This is a genomic window from Streptomyces sp. NBC_00726 (genome assembly GCF_045161735.1).
In the GTDB taxonomy this organism is placed as follows: Bacteria; Actinomycetota; Actinomycetes; order Streptomycetales; family Streptomycetaceae; genus Streptomyces.
In genome coordinates this window covers 3,081,561-3,097,337 of record NZ_CP108983.1, presented here as the reverse complement: position 1 = coordinate 3,097,337, position 15,777 = coordinate 3,081,561, and the positions used below count along the sequence as shown (strand labels likewise).

14 protein-coding genes and 2 pseudogenes are annotated in these 15,777 nt (G+C 66.8%); 6 read left to right on the top strand and 10 right to left on the bottom strand.

All coding sequences use genetic code 11. The features are described from left to right. The first annotated feature begins 13 nt into the window (after positions 1 to 13). Positions 14 to 373 carry a hypothetical protein gene (locus OG338_RS13770; RefSeq protein WP_405937613.1) on the top strand — a complete coding sequence of 120 codons (360 nt, stop codon included), beginning with the start codon at positions 14 to 16 and terminating at the stop codon, positions 371 to 373. Between the two features lie 69 nt (positions 374 to 442). Here OG338_RS13770 and OG338_RS13765 read toward each other — a convergent pair. Beyond that, positions 443 to 1,460: pseudogene (locus OG338_RS13765) on the bottom strand (hypothetical protein); the annotation flags it as partial. 95 nt (positions 1,461 to 1,555) lie between these two features. Then, positions 1,556 to 1,645: pseudogene (locus OG338_RS13760) on the bottom strand (cold shock domain-containing protein); the annotation flags it as partial. 250 nt (positions 1,646 to 1,895) lie between these two features. Between OG338_RS13760 and OG338_RS13755 the strand changes: the two are divergent. The 4 genes from OG338_RS13755 to OG338_RS13740 all read left to right on the top strand — a co-directional run bounded on the left by OG338_RS13755 (position 1,896) and on the right by OG338_RS13740 (position 6,765). Then, entirely contained in the window at positions 1,896 to 2,330 is a 435-nt protein-coding gene (locus OG338_RS13755; RefSeq protein WP_405937612.1) for a YdeI/OmpD-associated family protein, read from the top strand. A gap of 953 nt (positions 2,331 to 3,283) precedes the next feature. Beyond that, complete coding sequence (locus OG338_RS13750) at positions 3,284 to 4,213, top strand: hypothetical protein (protein WP_405937611.1); 930 nt, start codon at positions 3,284 to 3,286, stop codon at positions 4,211 to 4,213. A gap of 13 nt (positions 4,214 to 4,226) precedes the next feature. Beyond that, positions 4,227 to 4,694, top strand: a complete 468-nt coding sequence (locus tag OG338_RS13745) for a helix-turn-helix domain-containing protein (RefSeq protein WP_405937610.1) — start codon at positions 4,227 to 4,229, stop codon at positions 4,692 to 4,694. Between the two features lie 1,390 nt (positions 4,695 to 6,084). Then, positions 6,085 to 6,765, top strand: a complete 681-nt coding sequence (locus tag OG338_RS13740; RefSeq protein ID WP_405937609.1) for a DUF4232 domain-containing protein — start codon at positions 6,085 to 6,087, stop codon at positions 6,763 to 6,765. Positions 6,766 to 7,470: 705 nt separating this feature from the next. Here OG338_RS13740 and OG338_RS13735 read toward each other — a convergent pair. Beyond that, on the bottom strand, positions 7,471 to 7,872 hold the full coding sequence (locus OG338_RS13735; RefSeq protein ID WP_405937608.1) for a DNA-binding protein: 402 nt from the start codon (positions 7,870 to 7,872) through the stop codon (positions 7,471 to 7,473). Then, positions 7,869 to 8,117 (bottom strand): hypothetical protein, encoded by a 249-nt coding sequence (locus tag OG338_RS13730; protein ID WP_405937607.1) that lies wholly within the window; start codon positions 8,115 to 8,117, stop codon positions 7,869 to 7,871. Before OG338_RS13730 ends, OG338_RS13735 begins: the two co-directional genes overlap by 4 nt. Positions 8,118 to 8,734: 617 nt before the next feature. Between OG338_RS13730 and OG338_RS13725 the strand changes: the two genes are divergently transcribed. Further along, the gene (locus tag OG338_RS13725) at positions 8,735 to 10,213 is read left to right on the top strand and encodes a hypothetical protein (RefSeq protein WP_405937606.1); all 1,479 of its coding nucleotides are present in this window, start codon (positions 8,735 to 8,737) and stop codon (positions 10,211 to 10,213) included. A gap of 306 nt (positions 10,214 to 10,519) precedes the next feature. Here OG338_RS13725 and OG338_RS13720 read toward each other — a convergent pair whose 3' ends face one another. From OG338_RS13720 to OG338_RS13695, 6 genes are all read right to left on the bottom strand, one after another. Beyond that, on the bottom strand, positions 10,520 to 10,849 hold the full coding sequence (locus OG338_RS13720) for a MazG-like family protein (RefSeq protein ID WP_329026893.1): 330 nt from the start codon (positions 10,847 to 10,849) through the stop codon (positions 10,520 to 10,522). Between the two features lie 26 nt (positions 10,850 to 10,875). Next, positions 10,876 to 12,198: a UDP-glucose dehydrogenase family protein gene (locus OG338_RS13715; RefSeq protein WP_405937605.1), complete on the bottom strand. Its 1,323-nt coding sequence runs from the start codon at positions 12,196 to 12,198 to the stop codon at positions 10,876 to 10,878. Positions 12,199 to 12,302: 104 nt separating this feature from the next. Continuing rightward, positions 12,303 to 13,535 (bottom strand): hypothetical protein, encoded by a 1,233-nt coding sequence (locus OG338_RS13710; RefSeq protein ID WP_405940415.1) that lies wholly within the window; start codon positions 13,533 to 13,535, stop codon positions 12,303 to 12,305. Positions 13,536 to 13,627: 92 nt separating this feature from the next. Further along, entirely contained in the window at positions 13,628 to 13,840 is a 213-nt protein-coding gene (locus tag OG338_RS13705; protein ID WP_405937604.1) for a hypothetical protein, read from the bottom strand. Beyond that, the gene (locus OG338_RS13700; RefSeq protein WP_367444182.1) at positions 13,837 to 14,280 is read right to left on the bottom strand and encodes a hypothetical protein; all 444 of its coding nucleotides are present in this window, start codon (positions 14,278 to 14,280) and stop codon (positions 13,837 to 13,839) included. The genes OG338_RS13705 and OG338_RS13700 overlap by 4 nt, the downstream gene beginning before the upstream one ends. A 55-nt stretch (positions 14,281 to 14,335) precedes the next feature. Next, positions 14,336 to 15,565, bottom strand: a complete 1,230-nt coding sequence (locus OG338_RS13695) for a helix-turn-helix domain-containing protein (protein WP_164642699.1) — start codon at positions 15,563 to 15,565, stop codon at positions 14,336 to 14,338. Positions 15,566 to 15,777: the final 212 nt, after the last annotated feature.

The following is a 15,777-nucleotide window of genomic DNA, read 5'->3' as shown; positions in this document are numbered from 1 at the left end:
AAGATCGGCTCTCATGTCGAAGCCTGACGAGCTGCTCGTTGACGTCGCCACACTGGTGGAGTCCGGGCACAGCAATCAGATGTCCCTCACTGTGGTCACCGGTGGTGCCGTCATCACCGGCCGCCTGGCGCCCGAAGCCGTGTGGCGGCAGCGGGTGTCGGAGGTCCTGACGGACTCGGCCCGCCTGGGCGAGTTCTCCGCCATGTTCACCACCGCTGCCGGGAGGGAGGGGCCGCCCGCGTATCTGCACTTCCACATGGCGCGGATCCTCCAGGGCACGGTGGGAATCCCGGAGACGGGCGGGATGTACCGCGTCGCGATCGAGGACGTCAGCGCCTGGACCATGGGCGACTTCACGTACTCCGAGCACTGACGCCCGCGCGGACGAATCACCGGTACGCGACAAGGAGCCGACCGGTGTGTACCGGTCGGGCCCTCCCGACTGCTCAGCTTTCCAGCTCTTCCCTTCGGACCGCCGCTCGGGGGCCGGCGCAGTGATTGTCACGGGGACGCCGGAGGGGGGGGCTCCGGTGATCCGGCTGAGCGCCGCTTCGCAGGAGCGGACCTCGATGGTACGGGGGACGATGCCGGCCGCAGCCATGAGGCGGGTCATTTTACGGCGCTGGCCGTTGGCGCCCAGGGTGACGATGCTGCCGGACTCGCCGGCCCGCGCGGTACGGCCACCCCGGTACAGGTAGTCCTTGTGGTCGGTCGGCGGGTGCGCTGCGACTTCCCGCCGTGCAGAGCGGCGGCACGGACCCCGCTGGCCAGGAAGTGCTGGGGCAGGCGGTCCACTGCGTGCTTGGTGTCCAGAAACATGATCTCCCGCCCCTCGCACGCCGCGATCTCCGTCGTCAGCCAGTGCTTGTCGGCACCGTGCACGTGCAGGACGTGGTGCATGGCGGTGACCGAGCCCTGGGAGGGGTCCACGAAGTGGACGACGGGGTCCGTGAGGTACCGCCGGACCAGGAGGTCGACGTTACGGTCCAGAGTCGCGGGGACCAGCATGCGCTGGCCCCAGGGGCGGACCTGGTCCAGGAGCGCGGTGACCTGCCGCGCGAGCTTCCGGGTGGGAACGAGGACCAGGGCGAGCAGCTGACGGGGCTCGGCGCGCTGACCGGCGGTGCGGGCCAGCGGGCCAGGCCGAAGGCGAGCGTCTATGCCGGAGCCGGTCCCCGCGGCCCAGGACGTCACGGCCCGCCAGGGAGTTCGACGGCGTCGCCTCCTGGATGGGCAACGGCGTGGTCACGCCCTGCGCGGTGAGCGCGGTCAGCAGGCCCCCGGCAGGTCGAGCTCGCTGAACGCCTCGACCGCGGGCAGTGCCGGGGTGACCGGCTTGGGCAGGGCGAATTCTCCCCGCATCGGGGCGGGCTGCCGACCACTCGATTCGATCGGCTCGGGACGGAAGCGCGTCGGCCTTGAACCGGGCTGGACCGGTTGTTCGTGCGCGTGGGGTTCATGCTGAACCTTCCTTGATACGGCACGCATCAAGGAATCCCGCAGCGAAAGAGCGGCGCGGGGAATCGCAGGCACGGACCGAATGAAATGCGAACGCGGCCGTCGGGCCCTTCTGGCCCTGCACGATGTCGAAGGAGACCTTCTGGCCCTCCTGGAGCTCGCGGAAGCCCTGGGCGGCGATGTTCGAGTTTGGGTACCACAACTGCAACTGGTTCCGACCGCAGCGCGCCGAGAAGGGTTTATGTGCGCCCGGCATTTTCCCGCGCACGCCGTAACAGAAACCCCTCCGGTGCGGACCGATAGATTCTGAGACGGCTGACAGAGATATTCAGCGGGGCGGGCCTCGAAGCCGGTCAGGAATGGAGAAGCGCCACCCTTGGCACGGCCCTAGCGTGAGGGTCACAGGCACGAGCCGGCAGACCAGGCAGGAGAGACCCATGAAGTTTCGCGCACACGTCGAACCACCTGAGCCCATGCGGGGCCTGGAGGTCCCGCCCGAGGTGGTGACGGCGCTGGGCGGGGGCGCGCGACCGCCGGTGATCATCACGGTCAACGGGCATTCCTGGAAGAGCCGGGTCGCCCTCCTGCGCGGCCGCCATCTTCTCGGCCTCAGCAAAGCCAACCGCCAGGCCGCCGGTGCAGAGACCGGCGAGGAGGTCGAGGTCGAGCTGGAACTCGACACCGAACCGCGCGTCGTCGTGGAGCCCGCGGACTTCGCCCAGGCCCTGGACGACGAACCCGCCGCCCGCACCGCGTACGACAACCTTGCCTACAGCCGCAAGCGCGAACACGTACGCGCCATCGAGACCGCGAAGAAGCCCGAAACCCGCCAACGCCGCATCGAAAAGGCCATCGCCGCCCTGCGCGGCTGAGGCCGAAAGCAGGCCCTGACGGCAACAGTCGCCACCGAAGATGTTCTATGGGTGACTGGGGGATCAGGGTCTGTGGAAGCTGCACCTGACCGTTGTTGTCTGCTCTGCTGGGCAAGGATGAGGGACGAGGCCGGCCCGGGAAACGGGAGCCTGCGGGGTGCGTGCCCGGGCGGCCTGGTGGGGATCAGAGAGGGATATCGCAGACCTGGTTGCCGCAGGGCTTGGTCATGGCGTCGCTGTCGGGGCCAGACGGCGACCGATTGCCCGGTCTTACGTAGCGGGGGCAGGGGCAGTGCTGCTGTCGGGCGCCTGGCAGCCGAGCTCACCACGGGCTGCCAGGCGATGAGAGACGCGAAGTCGTCCTGAGAAGAAGATCTTGACGATTGCCTGTTTCTTCGCCGCCCTGCCGCACGGTGGCGGGATCGGGCTAATGGCAAGGTAGCCGCACGGCCAGTTGCTGGTCGGCGAGTGCTGGGCGCGGGTTCGTCCGCTCGGCGGCAGAGACGGCGTGTTGAGAGCACCGACGCCCACGTCGGAGGTCGGCGGGGTAGAGACACCCGCCGACCTTGTGTCCGGCCGACACCTTGGCGAGTGACGATGGTGCGAAGTTCAAGGACTTCGATGAGCCGCTTCGGCAGCGCCTTCTTCTTCTCCGCCGGCCGCTCAGTGTGTGTGAGCAACCTGGCCGGTGAGTGACGGCCCGGGTTTCCACCAATCGGGGTCGTCGGCCCCAGCTCCCCACGGTCCGCGCCAGCTGCCAAGGGTGCCCCGTGGCGTCTGTAGGTGCGGGGAAGATGGTGTACGTGGCCTGCGTAAATGGTTGCCGATTAGACCACTCGGGTGAGTCCATTGCGCTGGTGTCACGCTTGCGGGTGACCTGATCCGGAGGGGGTCGCTCTCCGTCGCGTATGCAGAGGGTTGCATCCAGATCCGCAACACAAAGGAGAGCGACCGTGAACACGACCTTGCCACTGCCCGATGTGGGCAGGCCAATCCAGAACCCACAGGAGCTACAGCAGTCCGACTTCTTCCGAGCGCTCGAAACGGAGGTCACGGTCCGGAGGGTCGTGCTGTCTCTGGAAGAGATCTCCGAGCGGCTGGCCCGCACCGAAATGATGGGTTGCAACCCGAGGCCACTGAACCAGCGGCATGTGAACCGGCTAGCAGAGGACATGGGCGCCGGACGGTGGGGTACGCAGAGTGCCGAGACTGTCAGTCTCTGTGCCCACGGCTGCTTCATTAACGGCAAGCACCGGGCGAACGCTGCGGTCCTGGCCCAGATGCCCCTCGTGTGTTGGCTGGCCGAGAACGTCCCACACGAAGAGTTCGTTCACATGGACGGACACCGGCAGCGCAGTTACGCGGACTTGGTCACAATGGCCGGAGTGGAGAAGAACGCGACAGGTATCGCATCTGCTATCCGTCTCCTCGGCTTCTACGATCACCGACGGGACATTCCTTGGTCGATGTGGCGGGGAAAGAGTTACGTCCCACGAGCGACGTTCGTGGAGTGGGCCGGCCAGTACAGGGACTGCTCGAGCTACTCCTCCCTCGCCAACCGCCTGCGGCAGGGCGGCCACCTCACCTGGTCGGCCGGGATCGCGTCCTCCTACCTGCTCTACCGTCAGGTTGAGCAGCACGACGCGGTCGACGCCTTCTTCAATGCGCTCATCACGGGGGCGATCTCGAAGGAAAAGGACCCCAGGCTTCTGCTGCGTAACGCGTTGGTGAGGACCAAGGGGTCTGGGCGCGGAAACGAGCAACTAGCCATGGTCCTCACCGCATGGAACATGTGGGCGTCGGGGCGCGGTAAGTCGGTCATTCCCTCGCCGACGAGGCCGGCTCCGGACATCAGCCAGTACGCACCGCTGCGTGCTTCCTAGAGAGGGGCAGATGATGACCATGCCCCTCAAGGGATTTTCGCCTCGGAAGCTCCGTGAACTACGTGAAGAGCGCGCCAACGGCATCTCCTCGCGGCAACTCTCCATCCAGGCAGGCTTCCCCAGGCCATACGGGGAGGTGAGGAAGTGGGAGTCGGGGCTTTCAACGCCGTCCCTGAAGCGGCTGCGCGTAATCGCCGACCTCCTCGGCTGCTCGCCGAGGGACCTCTTCGATGTTCAACGCGGAGAAGAAGAACTCGTTCACCTGCGGATGTGGGCGGGGCTGTCCAGCGAGGAAGTGGCTCTCCAGGTCAAGATCTCCTACGTTGCCTATCGCAGGCTTGAGCAGGGTGTAGCGCTCGATCGGACGATTCTGGGGTCACACCAGTGGAAGAGGCTTGCCCAGGTGTTGATGGTGGGCGAGGAGGAGGTGCGGGCCGCATGGCGATACTCGTCTCTGCTTAGGAGCCGCAGGCGCTCGTAGGGCACGCGAACCTCAACGCGATGGAGAGCTGATGGACTTCCCGCCCTGCTAGCCATATCGCCGAACAGGAGCCCCGGACTACTCGTCTGGGGCTCTTGGGCGTTCTCGATGACGTGTGGCCCGCCATGTCGCCGAAGAGGTGGCGAGTGTTGTATCAGGGCGACGTAGGGCCTGGTTCTGGGCACGATGAAGGGTGTGCCCTCCGCAGGACTCGCGCAGTTCGGCTGCGTACCTTCTGGAAGGGCATTTTCCATCTCAGACCACCACCCCTGCGATACGGCAACAGGCTCGGACGAAGCCGCGGGGTTGCCGGCAACTGCCTCCCAGACATTGGCGGCCTGATCCTCAACCGAGGTGGGCATTCAATGCGTGGCCGGCGGTTCGAGGTGCCACAGCGGAGCCTGCGGACGCCACGCCGATCGCTCTGGAGGTCGCGAGTCTTCTCATACGGCGGGACGTCCCCGCTCCCGAGCGACGAGGGAGGGCTTCGCGGGTCGAAAGGGTGCGCGCCGACAGCCAGCAGAGTTGGCCCGTCGACGGGTAACTGGTGCTGCGCATCGCCGAGAGCTGTGCCGAGCACGGCATCTGGCGTCCGGCCATGCGTGAGTTGTTCGCGGACACGCCCTAGTCCCGGCAGCTCTCGGGCACCTTGGCGCAGGGCACCCCGCGCGAGTGGCGCGGGATCGGCATCCTCATCCGCTCTGCCATAGGGAACGCGGGTCCAGGCAGCCGACGCCCACGCCGACAGATGCGGGGCACTGGCACGCTGCGCGGTTGTTACGAGCCCCCCAAATGCGGCGGGGCGGACCGTTTCCACTGGAGTGAATCGCTGGACCTGCTGGCGTCCAGGCCAGTCCACGCGGGAGCGCTCACCGGCCGGATGGTGCGAGTGGCCCAGCAGGAAGGCGGGCGAAGAATCTGTAGAGGAGCCCGGAGGGGCCATACGACAAAGAAGGCCCTGGTCGACGACCAGGGCCTTGATTAAAGAGCGGGTGAAGAGAGTCAAACTCGTGCTCTGAGTTTGGGAATCAGCGGTGCTTGAGCTACTAGATGGGCCCTCACCTGCACCTTTGCATATTGCAGGTGGATGACTCCCGGTCCCTGGGAGCCCGCACCTGACCGCTGTTGTCCGCTCTGCTGGGCATGGATGGGGCCGACCACAGCTTGGACGGGACTTGGGTCCGTCGTTTGGACATCGTGCGTATCGGAGGAAGGGCGGGTGCCGCCGTGTCGAGGGACGGCAGCAGGACGTAAGTGAGGCGGTAGCCAGGCGTGAGCGGCGGGCGGAATGCTTCAAGTGTCAGCAGGTCACATGGGGTAGCGGCACGCCGCGCATTCCGGGCCGCGGCTGCACCCGCGTACTCGACCGCCATATATTCGGGGAATTCACATGCGTACGACGCTTCACTCCCGCAAGCGCACCGCCACCATCGGCGCAGCACTCGCCGCCGTACTCACTCTCGCCCTCACCGCCTGCAACGGCGACGACAGCGCGTTGGGCAGCACGCAGGTCAGCCCCGCTGCGTCGGCGGACAAGGCGGGCGCCACCGGCGGGGCGGGCCAGGTGGACCAGAGCGCCGGTACCGGCACCGGCGGGAGCGACCAGGGCGCCGGCACCAACACCGGCGACACCAGCGAGGGCAAGGTCGACATGTGCCGCTCCGGCGTGCTCGATGCCACTGCCGCTGACAACACCACGGACGAGACGGACGGTGTCGTCACCGTGACCTTCAAGAACGTCGCCGGCAGCGACTGCCGTATCAGTGGCTTCCCGGGGGTCGATCTGAAGACGTCCCTGGGCGACACCTTCTCCGTGGACCGCAACGGCGAGCAGGCCGCGCCGCAGATCCTCAAGGAGGGCGAGAGCGCCGCCTTCAACATCACGTTCCCTGTCAACAACAGCGGCGGCTCCGGCGTGCGGTTGACGGACATGGTGGTGACGCCTCCGAACGAGACCGAGCCCTTCACCCTGACGTGGCCGGCGGGCACGCTCGCGGTCACCGACGGCGAAGACGACGGGAGGATGGAGGTCAGCCCGGTGAGCAAGGTCAGCGACTCACCGGCCGGCTGACTCCGCCCCGCCCCCCGCCACTCCGGGGAACAGCAGCGCGAAGTGGGGCCGGTCGGTGACGAACACAGCGGGATGCCGTCGCCGAGGCCGTGGGGGTCTCGCGCACCTGGCGTACGACATCCTCCACATGGGCCGAGAGGGACGCCGGGTCGCAGGGTGTCGTCGATGGCGTGGCCCTCACGCAGGAACTCCGGGTTCCAGACGACCTCCACGACCTCCTGGCCGGGGAGAGCCGGGTGAGGGGTACGCCGATGGCCTCGTGGTCAATCTCGGCCACGGCGCCGGCGCGGGGGATGCCCAGGTGCCCGTAGCCGCTGACGGATACGCGCATGGGGCCGGCTCTCCTTCCCTCCCTGTACTCGTCTGCCCGGCAAGGCTGGGCCGACCGAGCTCGCCACGCCAGAGGCCGGTGGTCCGAACATCCGGATTACCCTTCGGGGCCCACGGTGGAAGAAGGAAGGCCCCGGTCATCGACCAGGGCCTTAATCAAAGAGCGGGTGACGAGAATCGAACTCGCGCTCTGAGCTTGGGAATCAGCGGTGCTTGGGAACTTTGGAAGGGTTCTGACCTGCGGTTTCGGGCTGGCCAGGTGGATGGCCCCTCGGATTCTGGGAGCCGTATCTGACCGCTGTTTGTCCGCTCTGCTGGGCACGGATGGGGCACGAGAATTCCTAGTGCGACGCGTGCTCCGGGCGGGCGGACTGCTCAGAGGGGGATGATGCGGACTTGGTTGCCGCAGAGCTGGGTCATGTCGTCGCTGTCGGAGGTCAGGAGGGCGACGGGTTTCGTCTGGCGGAGTGCGACCTCGGCGACCGTGGCGTCAATGGCGTACTTGTGTCCGTGCAGTCCGGCGCCTTTGAGAAGCCCAGCCGCCGCTTTCGCCGCCTGTTCGGTGACGGGCTCCACCTTGACGCGGGACAGGGCCCAGTTCAGGCGAGGCATGTTGGTGCGGGAGTGGGTCACTTCCACGATGGTGTTGGCCCCGATGACCAGGTCGGCTCCCATGTCGTGGAAGACCTGAAGCATCGCGAGGAGCTTGCGGTCCTGCGCGATCCAGGCGGAAAGTCCTTCCGAGTCCAGGACGACGGTCTCGATACGCTCGCTCACGCGGCGTCCGCGCCTTTGGAGGTGTCGGCGGAGCCGAAGATCTTAGCGCGGGCCTCGGCGAGCTCCTCGTCGCTGAAGGCCCCGTGCTCCTCCTCATGGCGACGAAGGTTGTCGCCCAGGAGCTGGTGCCGGATCTGGCGCGCTACGGCTTCCGCCACGTAGCCGGAGACGTTGTCCGTGAGCTTGCGGAGCTCCGCCACCTGGTCGCTGGGGAGCGTGACGGTGATGCGAGTCGTTGAGGACATAAGTCCAAGCATACTCGAGTATGCACACGCTGCCTCGGGTTTCTGGTCCCCAGCCTTGACGCCTGCGGTCGCAAGTTCCGGGTGACATGGTCACGATCACTCACAGGCTGTCCCTGGCGAGTGACGCTCCGAGCCGGTGCCGTTGGACGGCAAGCAAAAGGCCCGAGTCATTGACCAGGGCCTTCGTCGTTGAGCGGGTGACGAGAATCGAACTCGCGCTCTGAGCTTGGGAATCAGCGATGCTTTGACTACCCAGGAGGCTCTGACCTGCTGGTTTCCAGTAGGAGGCTTAGGTGGCCACGGTCTGTGGAAGCCGCATCTAACCGCTGTTGTCCGCTCGGCCGGGCACGGATGGGGCACGAGGGCTGGCAGCGGATCGGACCCGCTATCAAGGTCTGGGGTCCGGGGTGGGCCGACGGACCGGAGGGGGGTGAGGCGGACCTGGCTGCCGTAGAGCTTGATATGTCGTCACTGTCACACGCCAGCGCGGCGACTGGTTTGCGGTACACCAATGCTCTATCGGTGCCCCAGAGTGTCCGAACGGGCACGCGCTGACTGTCGGCGACAGTATCCTGATTCAGTAGCAGTGCTCCCGATCTGCAACTCGAAGGGCGGCCATGACTAATTCTGCTAATGCTCACATCCTGAAGGAACTCGTATTCCCTGCGCGTTACGAGTTTCTAATCGAGCATGTGGGTTCCGAGGTCGCCCGACTGGTCGTAGCTCCCCCCTCAGAGACGCTCTATTCGATTGAACTAGCTGCACAAAGTGTTCGGGCGCGCGGTGAGGGATTGTTCGTGCCGATGTACGCGCTTTCTGGTACAGGGAAGACTACCCTGGCGAGCAACCTGCGGACCTTTCTTCCGTCCCAGTTCTCGACAACCGTGCAACATAACGGCGCAGTCAGTTTTGACGAACTCAAGGCCGCAACTGAAAATGCTGTTCAGTCAAGACCGGCTAACGATGAACGCATCATTCCCCTCCTTGTGGACCACCGCGAAAGTGCACCAGCTGACACAGCGGAGCTGGCGGCTATCAAGCGCTTCCTCCGGGATCCGCTTGGCAGGAAGGTAATCCTCTGTTGGCCGGAAACGTCGGAGGAAATGGCCAAGACTATGTCGGCTGATTACGAGAGAATCGCCGGTCGCCCGCCGATTTCTCTTCCGCTGCATATTGAGGGCCCACGCCGAGATGCGTGGGTTGCAATCGCCACGGATACGCTGCAGCTGTCCAACAACGTCGAGTCGCTAGAGCTACTAGGAGTCGACCCTCGCGATTATGACCCGGCGGAATTTGAGACGCTAGGTGCCTATCTCCGTGCGATCTCGGATGACTTCACTAGAAACCGCCTAGACATTCTTCAACGAACGCGGCTGCCTATCCGACTGGCTGTGGTGGTCGTATCAGCTAGCACGGATCCGGGTGTTCTCATGCACCTAACCAACAGCAGCCGATTCGGATTCGTCGACGGAAATGCCCTGCTTGCGGCGACCCCTGCTAGCGTGATCGGAAAGTGGTGGGCTCAGCGTCGTGGCCTTCTGACGCAGATGATTGTTCAGTTGGATGCGAGGGTATTCGGACTTCCCCCTTCTGTTGCCATTCCGATTCTCCGTCGCTTCGGACCGGAAAGTGTATCCACAACGCTTGCGAGTCTCGATGTTTCCGATCAGGGTGTCGCTTCGATCGTCCGAAACGTCAAGCGGAGCGACTTCGGGAAGTACCTTCTAGGTATCGCAATGTCTACTTACGAGACCCGCGGAACGCCCTCCAGTGTCTCTTCCCCGGCATTCGATCGGCTGGCCGAACGGGGCTTCACTCACGGTGCTGATAAGGAACTCAACAAGGCCGTTCTTCAAGCTCTTAAGGCATTTCTCGAAGCCAACGGAGTGGAGGCATCAGAGTTCAGGGCCGAAGAGAAGATGAGCTTCACTCCACTTATTCCTGACACGTCCTTTATCCTCGATAATGAAGCAGTGTGTCTTGAATACACCTGGAGGTCGGGGGATTATCTCACGAACAAGAATCGTGCGGCCATTTCCGCTTATATCCTGGGTAAACTTCAGAATTATGCGCGAGAGCTGGGATACGTCGAGTAGGTCAGTGAAGTGGAAGCTGCCGTAGGGCGGGAGAGCACTGCTCCCTACCTAAAGCCGTAGAGCGGACCGCCCCAGCCCCAGCGGGTTCCTTCCTCACCATGGTGCTCGCTCCAGCCGCGTGACCGGCAATAGCCGGGGCCAGAGCCAGCCGAAGGCAGGAGCGTCAGGCCCCGGCGGAGCGAGCCGCCTTGATGAAGTAGGGAGAGTTCTACCGCGCGGGGAGCAGGTGCCCGCCGCAGCTTGTGTGTCGGACGCGGCCGTCGACCACACTCACCTGGAGCGGTCGACGGCCGAGTCCGGAGGCAGTCAGGCCGCGGCAGCAGCCTCGCGGCCCCTTCGCGTCCGGCGGTGGAGGATCTCGTCGAAGGTGGCGCGGGCGCCTGTGGGGTCGATGTAGTGCATTGCCAGGAGTGCGGCGATGACGGCGCCGACCAGGTCGTTCTGGACCTCGGACCAGGTGTGGTCGTCGTCGCAGGTGGTGAGGCCCTTCAGGCCGTGGAGGGCGTGCATGGCCTCGCCAGCCTCTTCGGCGACCTTGCCGACCTGGAGGGCTTTGAGTTCCTCGTCGGGGAGGTGGGCGCCTGCCGCTCGGCAGACGGCGGAGAGCTTCTCGATGTTGTCCCACAGGGTGTCCACGTCGGACCTCCGATCGATGGGTTCGGTTATTCCTGTGCGGGGCGTCCGAGCTGGCGTACGGTCCATCCGGCCATGCGCCAGGCGTCGGCGTCGATGAGGTTGCGGAGGTCGACGAGGACCGGGGCCGCGACCAGTGGGGCGAGGGCCTTGGGGTCGGCCTCGCGGAAGTGGGGCCATTCCGTGGCCAGGACGATCAGTTCGGCGTCCTGGACGGAGGCGTCGAGGGTGTCGGCGTAGTCGAGTTCGGGGTTGCGGCGCAGCGCACTGGGCACGGCGTGCGGGTCGTGGACCGTGACGGTCGCGCCGCGCTGGTGCATCAGCGCGGCGATCGCCAGAGCGGGGGATTCGCGTACGTCGTTGGTGCCGGCCTTGAAGGACGCGCCCCAGACGGTGACGCGTACGCCGTCCACCGGGCGGCCGAGGGTCTGCTCGATGAGCTTCAGCGCGGCGGTGGGACGCGATTCGTTGACGTCCTCCGCCGCGCGCAGCAGGGTCGCGGCCTCGGTGGCGCCCAAGGTGCGGGCGGAAGCGGTGAAGGCGCGGACATCCTTCGGGAGGCAGCCGCCGCCGTAACCAGGCCCGGCGTTCAGGCCGCCGCGGCCGATGCGCGGGTCGACGCCGATGGCCTCGATGAGCTGCTGGACGTCGGCCCCCGCCGCAGCGCACATGTCGGCGACGCCGTTGATAAAGGAGATCTTCATGCCGAGGTACGCGTTCGCCGCGCCCTTGATCAGCTCGGCGGTAGCCGGGTCCGTGACGAACAGCGGGATGCCGTCGGCCAGGAGCGGCGCGTACACATGGCGTACGACGTCCTCGGCGCGGGCCGAGGGGACGCCGACCACGATCCGGTCGGGGCGCAGGGTGTCGTCGATGGCGTGGCCCTCGCGCAGGAACTCCGGGTTCCAGACGACCTCCACGTCGTCACCGGCCGGGGAGAGCCGGGCGAGAAGTGCGCCGAGGTCGCGGGAGGTGCCGACGGTGACCGTGGACTTGCCGATGATCACCGTCGGGCGGGTCAGGTGCGGGGCCAGCGCGCGGGCGGCGCCGAAGACCTGCCCGGTGTCGTAGCTCCGCCCGTCCGCGTCGATCGGCGTGCCCACGGCCAGGAAATGGACGTCCGCGAACTCGCCCGCCTCGGCGAGGCTGGTCGTGAACCGCAGTCGCCCGGACGCGGTGTGCGTAGCCAGGAGTTCCGGCAGACCCTCCTCGTAGATAGGGCACTCGCCGGCGTTGAGGCGGTCGATCTTCGCCTGGTCCAGGTCCACGCCGATGACCTCGTGGCCGATCTCAGCCATGGCGGCGGCGTGGGGAATGCCCAGGTGACCGCAGCCGATGACGGATACGCGCATGGTCGACGCTCCTTTCCCTGTTCTCGCCCGCCCGGTGAGTCCGGGCCGGCCGGGTACGCCACGCTAGCGCCCGCACCCAGCGCGGCTCTCTTCGTGCAGGTGGGTCAACCTCGTTGCTGCTTCAGGACGTTGACGAGGGCGGGCAGCGCTTCGGCGGCGGTGGCCCGACACACCAGGTCACCGTCCTGGGGCCCTTCCAGCGGGTACGGCATGAACTCGCCGTCGTGCCAGAAGCCCTCCGGGTCGAGGTAGACGACCTGCATGCCTCGCTCGCGGGCGCGAGCCTGCACCTTGCGTCGGTCGGCATGCAGACCGACGACGAGGAGGGCCTTGGCGCCGTCGACCCATTCGACATCGGGCACCGCCTGGTCGTACCGGCGCATGAAGCACTCGTCGAGCCCGGCGCGGGCGGCCAGGACATCGAAGTTGTTGGTGATGACCGGCCCGACGAGGTGGCCGGCGTCCTTCAGCTCCTTGAGTGCCCGCATCGCCGGGGTGGGCTCGGCGAGGAAGCAGGCGCGGAACATCTCGACGAACTCCGCCGCCTTCTCCTCCGGCTCGGTCAGTACCTCGTGGAGGAGCGTGTCGGCCGTCGGCGTGAGCGTGAAGCGGTGCTCACGTGGTTCGTGCCCCTGGCGGTCGGTGACCCGGTAGATCTCGTGGAGCCGGTGCAAGGGCGGGATGCCCGCCTCCACCGACGTACCGCAGCCGATCTCCACCTGGAACGGCCGCAGCTCCGCCAGCACGGACAGGTCCGGGATGCGCGTCGGCGTGCCTGGGCGGTCTTTGCGCCGGATGCCGGTGGACAGCACGTTCCACGGACGTTGCCGGACCGCAGGCGGAGGGGCATAGGCCACTGAGGCGATCTGCACGTCCAGACTCTGGTAGCCAGGGGGCAGAGTACGGCCGACAGCCGCGTCCTGGGGGTGGATGTCGTGTTCGGTGATGCGGCACTTCAGGTCCCGGCGGGTCCATAAGAAGCCGCCTGGTGCCTCTCTCCAACCGCCGGCGGCGAGCGAGTCCAGGAGCGCGTCATGGTGCGCGTCGATCTCGTCGGCCGGGGCGGACGTGGAGTGGTAGAGGTACAGGTCGGTCAAGCCGATGGCCGGTGCCGCCGTGGTGGGCACCAGGCCGTACCGGTAACGGTAGTGAATGATCCGCCGCCGGGCGTCGTCGGAGGTTGCCCAGCCGGACTGGCCGGCGGTGTCCTTCTCCTGGGTGCGGCGCCAGATGCCCTCCTCGATGTAGCGGGGGCGGTCGGCGTCACCGAAGTAGGTGTTCCAGACTCGCTGCTGCTCGGGGACGAGCTGGTCGATGACGATGTACGGGATGTCCACGATTCCTCCCTGGAGAATCACGCGTGGATGTTCCAGATGGCTGACGGGGTGCGGCCGAGCGGCAGGCGGATCGGCCTGGATCCGGAGCGGTCTCAGCGGCCCGAGGACGGACTCGCGTCCGCTGCGATGGCAGAGGGGCGGTGGCCGGCGCCGTCGAGAAGCGGAGTGGCCTGCTCGTGCAGCGCCCATGCCGGACCGACCAGGCCGACGACGGTCAGGAACATGAGCGCGAGCCGGTCCCCGCCGTCGGGCCGTGGGGTGATGGATACGGCGCTACGGGCGCGGCGGTGTCGAGCCCCGGTCACGGGGTGCCGCCGAGAGCGCGCTCGTGTGCCTCCAAGAGGCGGCTGGTCTGCGCGTATAGCCGCTCCAGCTCCGCCGTGGTGAGGATGAGTGCGCCGTCGAGGGTCGATCCGTCGTCGAAGTGGAACTCGACGGGGACCGATCCCTGCCGAGCCCTCCGGTCGTAGACCGCGTCCCGGCCGGCCAGCGTCGCGTGCGTGGCCTTCGCCGGCACGGGCCTGAGCGTCGTCCCGTCGGCGGGCGCGGACCACTGGGTTCCGCCTCCGGGCGGGCGCAGGTGGTAAGTCGTGGCGGAGCCCTCGCCGGGGAGGGCGACCACGACACCGACACGGCCCTCACGGGCGCTGTCAGTGGCGAGGTCGCCGAGCCGTGGAACGAAGGGTGCTGCCGTACCTAACTCGACTCCCTGCGAGGGGAGATGGGGAAAGGGCTGTCGCGTCATGCTCTGAAGTTAGGGACACGACGACCCCCGAATATGAGCCGGAGGAATACGACCCCTAACCGTCCAGGTGGAAGCGGTCGGACATGCGCCGCAACTTCTCCCGCGTCACTGCTCGTTCCGCGTAGACGATGCTGCGTAGCGTCGAGCGGGCGATGGGGTGGTTCCGCACTAGCTGGGGAGCGATCCGCTCGGCTGTCTCCAGCTCGGCCAGGGCCTTTATGCGGTTCCCGTCCCACAGCCAGGCGCGGGCGACATCCATGTGGTGATGCCCCTGGCGGGAGTTGGGCAGCGACCCGACCAGGTCTGGGCTGGTACGACGGTTTATCTCAAGGGCCTTGCCCTGCTTGCCCATCTCCAGAGCCACGCTGATGGCGTGGATCTGCACGTTCCCGGCAGAGAAGGTCAGCGAATGCCGGTCGTACACCGGCGCTCCGACGTACGCGTCCATGCGTTCGGCAGCAGTTTTCGCGTGACCGATCCGGTCCTCGGCCTCCGAGGCGCGGCCGGCTCGGGCGGCGGAAACCGCAGCTCGCAGCTGCAGCGTGCCCCAGGCTCGTACGGCCAGCGGTTCGCCACGGTCGTACTCCTGCTCCACCGAGGTGATCGCCTTGTCCGAGAGCGTCAGGGCGTCGGTCCAATCAGCCGTCGCCCACATGTCCCAGACCCGCATCCAGTCGGCGACGGCGGGCAACACGGGGTCCCCCGACAGCCTGGCCGACCACGCGGCCCGCTCGCACGCCATGGCGACCAGTTCGGGATGCCCGAGAGCATGGGCGGCGGTGTGCGCGAACTTGCAGCACACGGCATAGACGGCGTACGCCTCCTCCCGCTCGTGCCCCTCCGACTCCTCGGCCAGGGCACGCGCCTCGCGGAAAAGGTCGGGGAGAACCCGGAGAATCGCCACGTTGGAAGCGGTGTCCCGCAGGCGGTGCAGCCGTGTCACTTCACGCCACAGCTGCGACGAGGGTCGCGGAGTCCCATCGAAGACGGGGACGAGGTCGTAACGGCGCAGTTCGCGCAGAATCGATGAGGCGGCGACCTGCCACTGGTTGTCGTCGGGGGAGTTGCTGTACGGGCGCCCGATCAGGTCGTTCGGGTGGACGTGCAGCTCGGCGGCCACCTGGTTGAGGAGCCCGACCCGGTCCAGCTCGATCAGGCCACGCTCCATCTTCGACACCCAGCCCTGGGACTTCCCGAGGGCTGTCGCCAGGTCGGCCTGCGGCATGCCCAGCCGCAGCCTCGCCCTGCGAGCGCGCTTGCCGATCTCCTCGGCTTCCTCCAGCATCTGGACACCTCCCGGCCGCCGGACGCTCCGGCGCGACCGCCGGTCTGTCCGTACAGAGTTCGTCTCCTGCACGGTACCCATGACGCGGCCTCCGCGTGAGAGACCTCGTCCCGTACTGGCGGTCGGCCGCTCGTCCGAGCCAGGCGCCGAGTCCCCCGCTGTGCTGCACCACGGCAGAGGATCATGTCGAAGAGACACCCCTCGTCGCATTC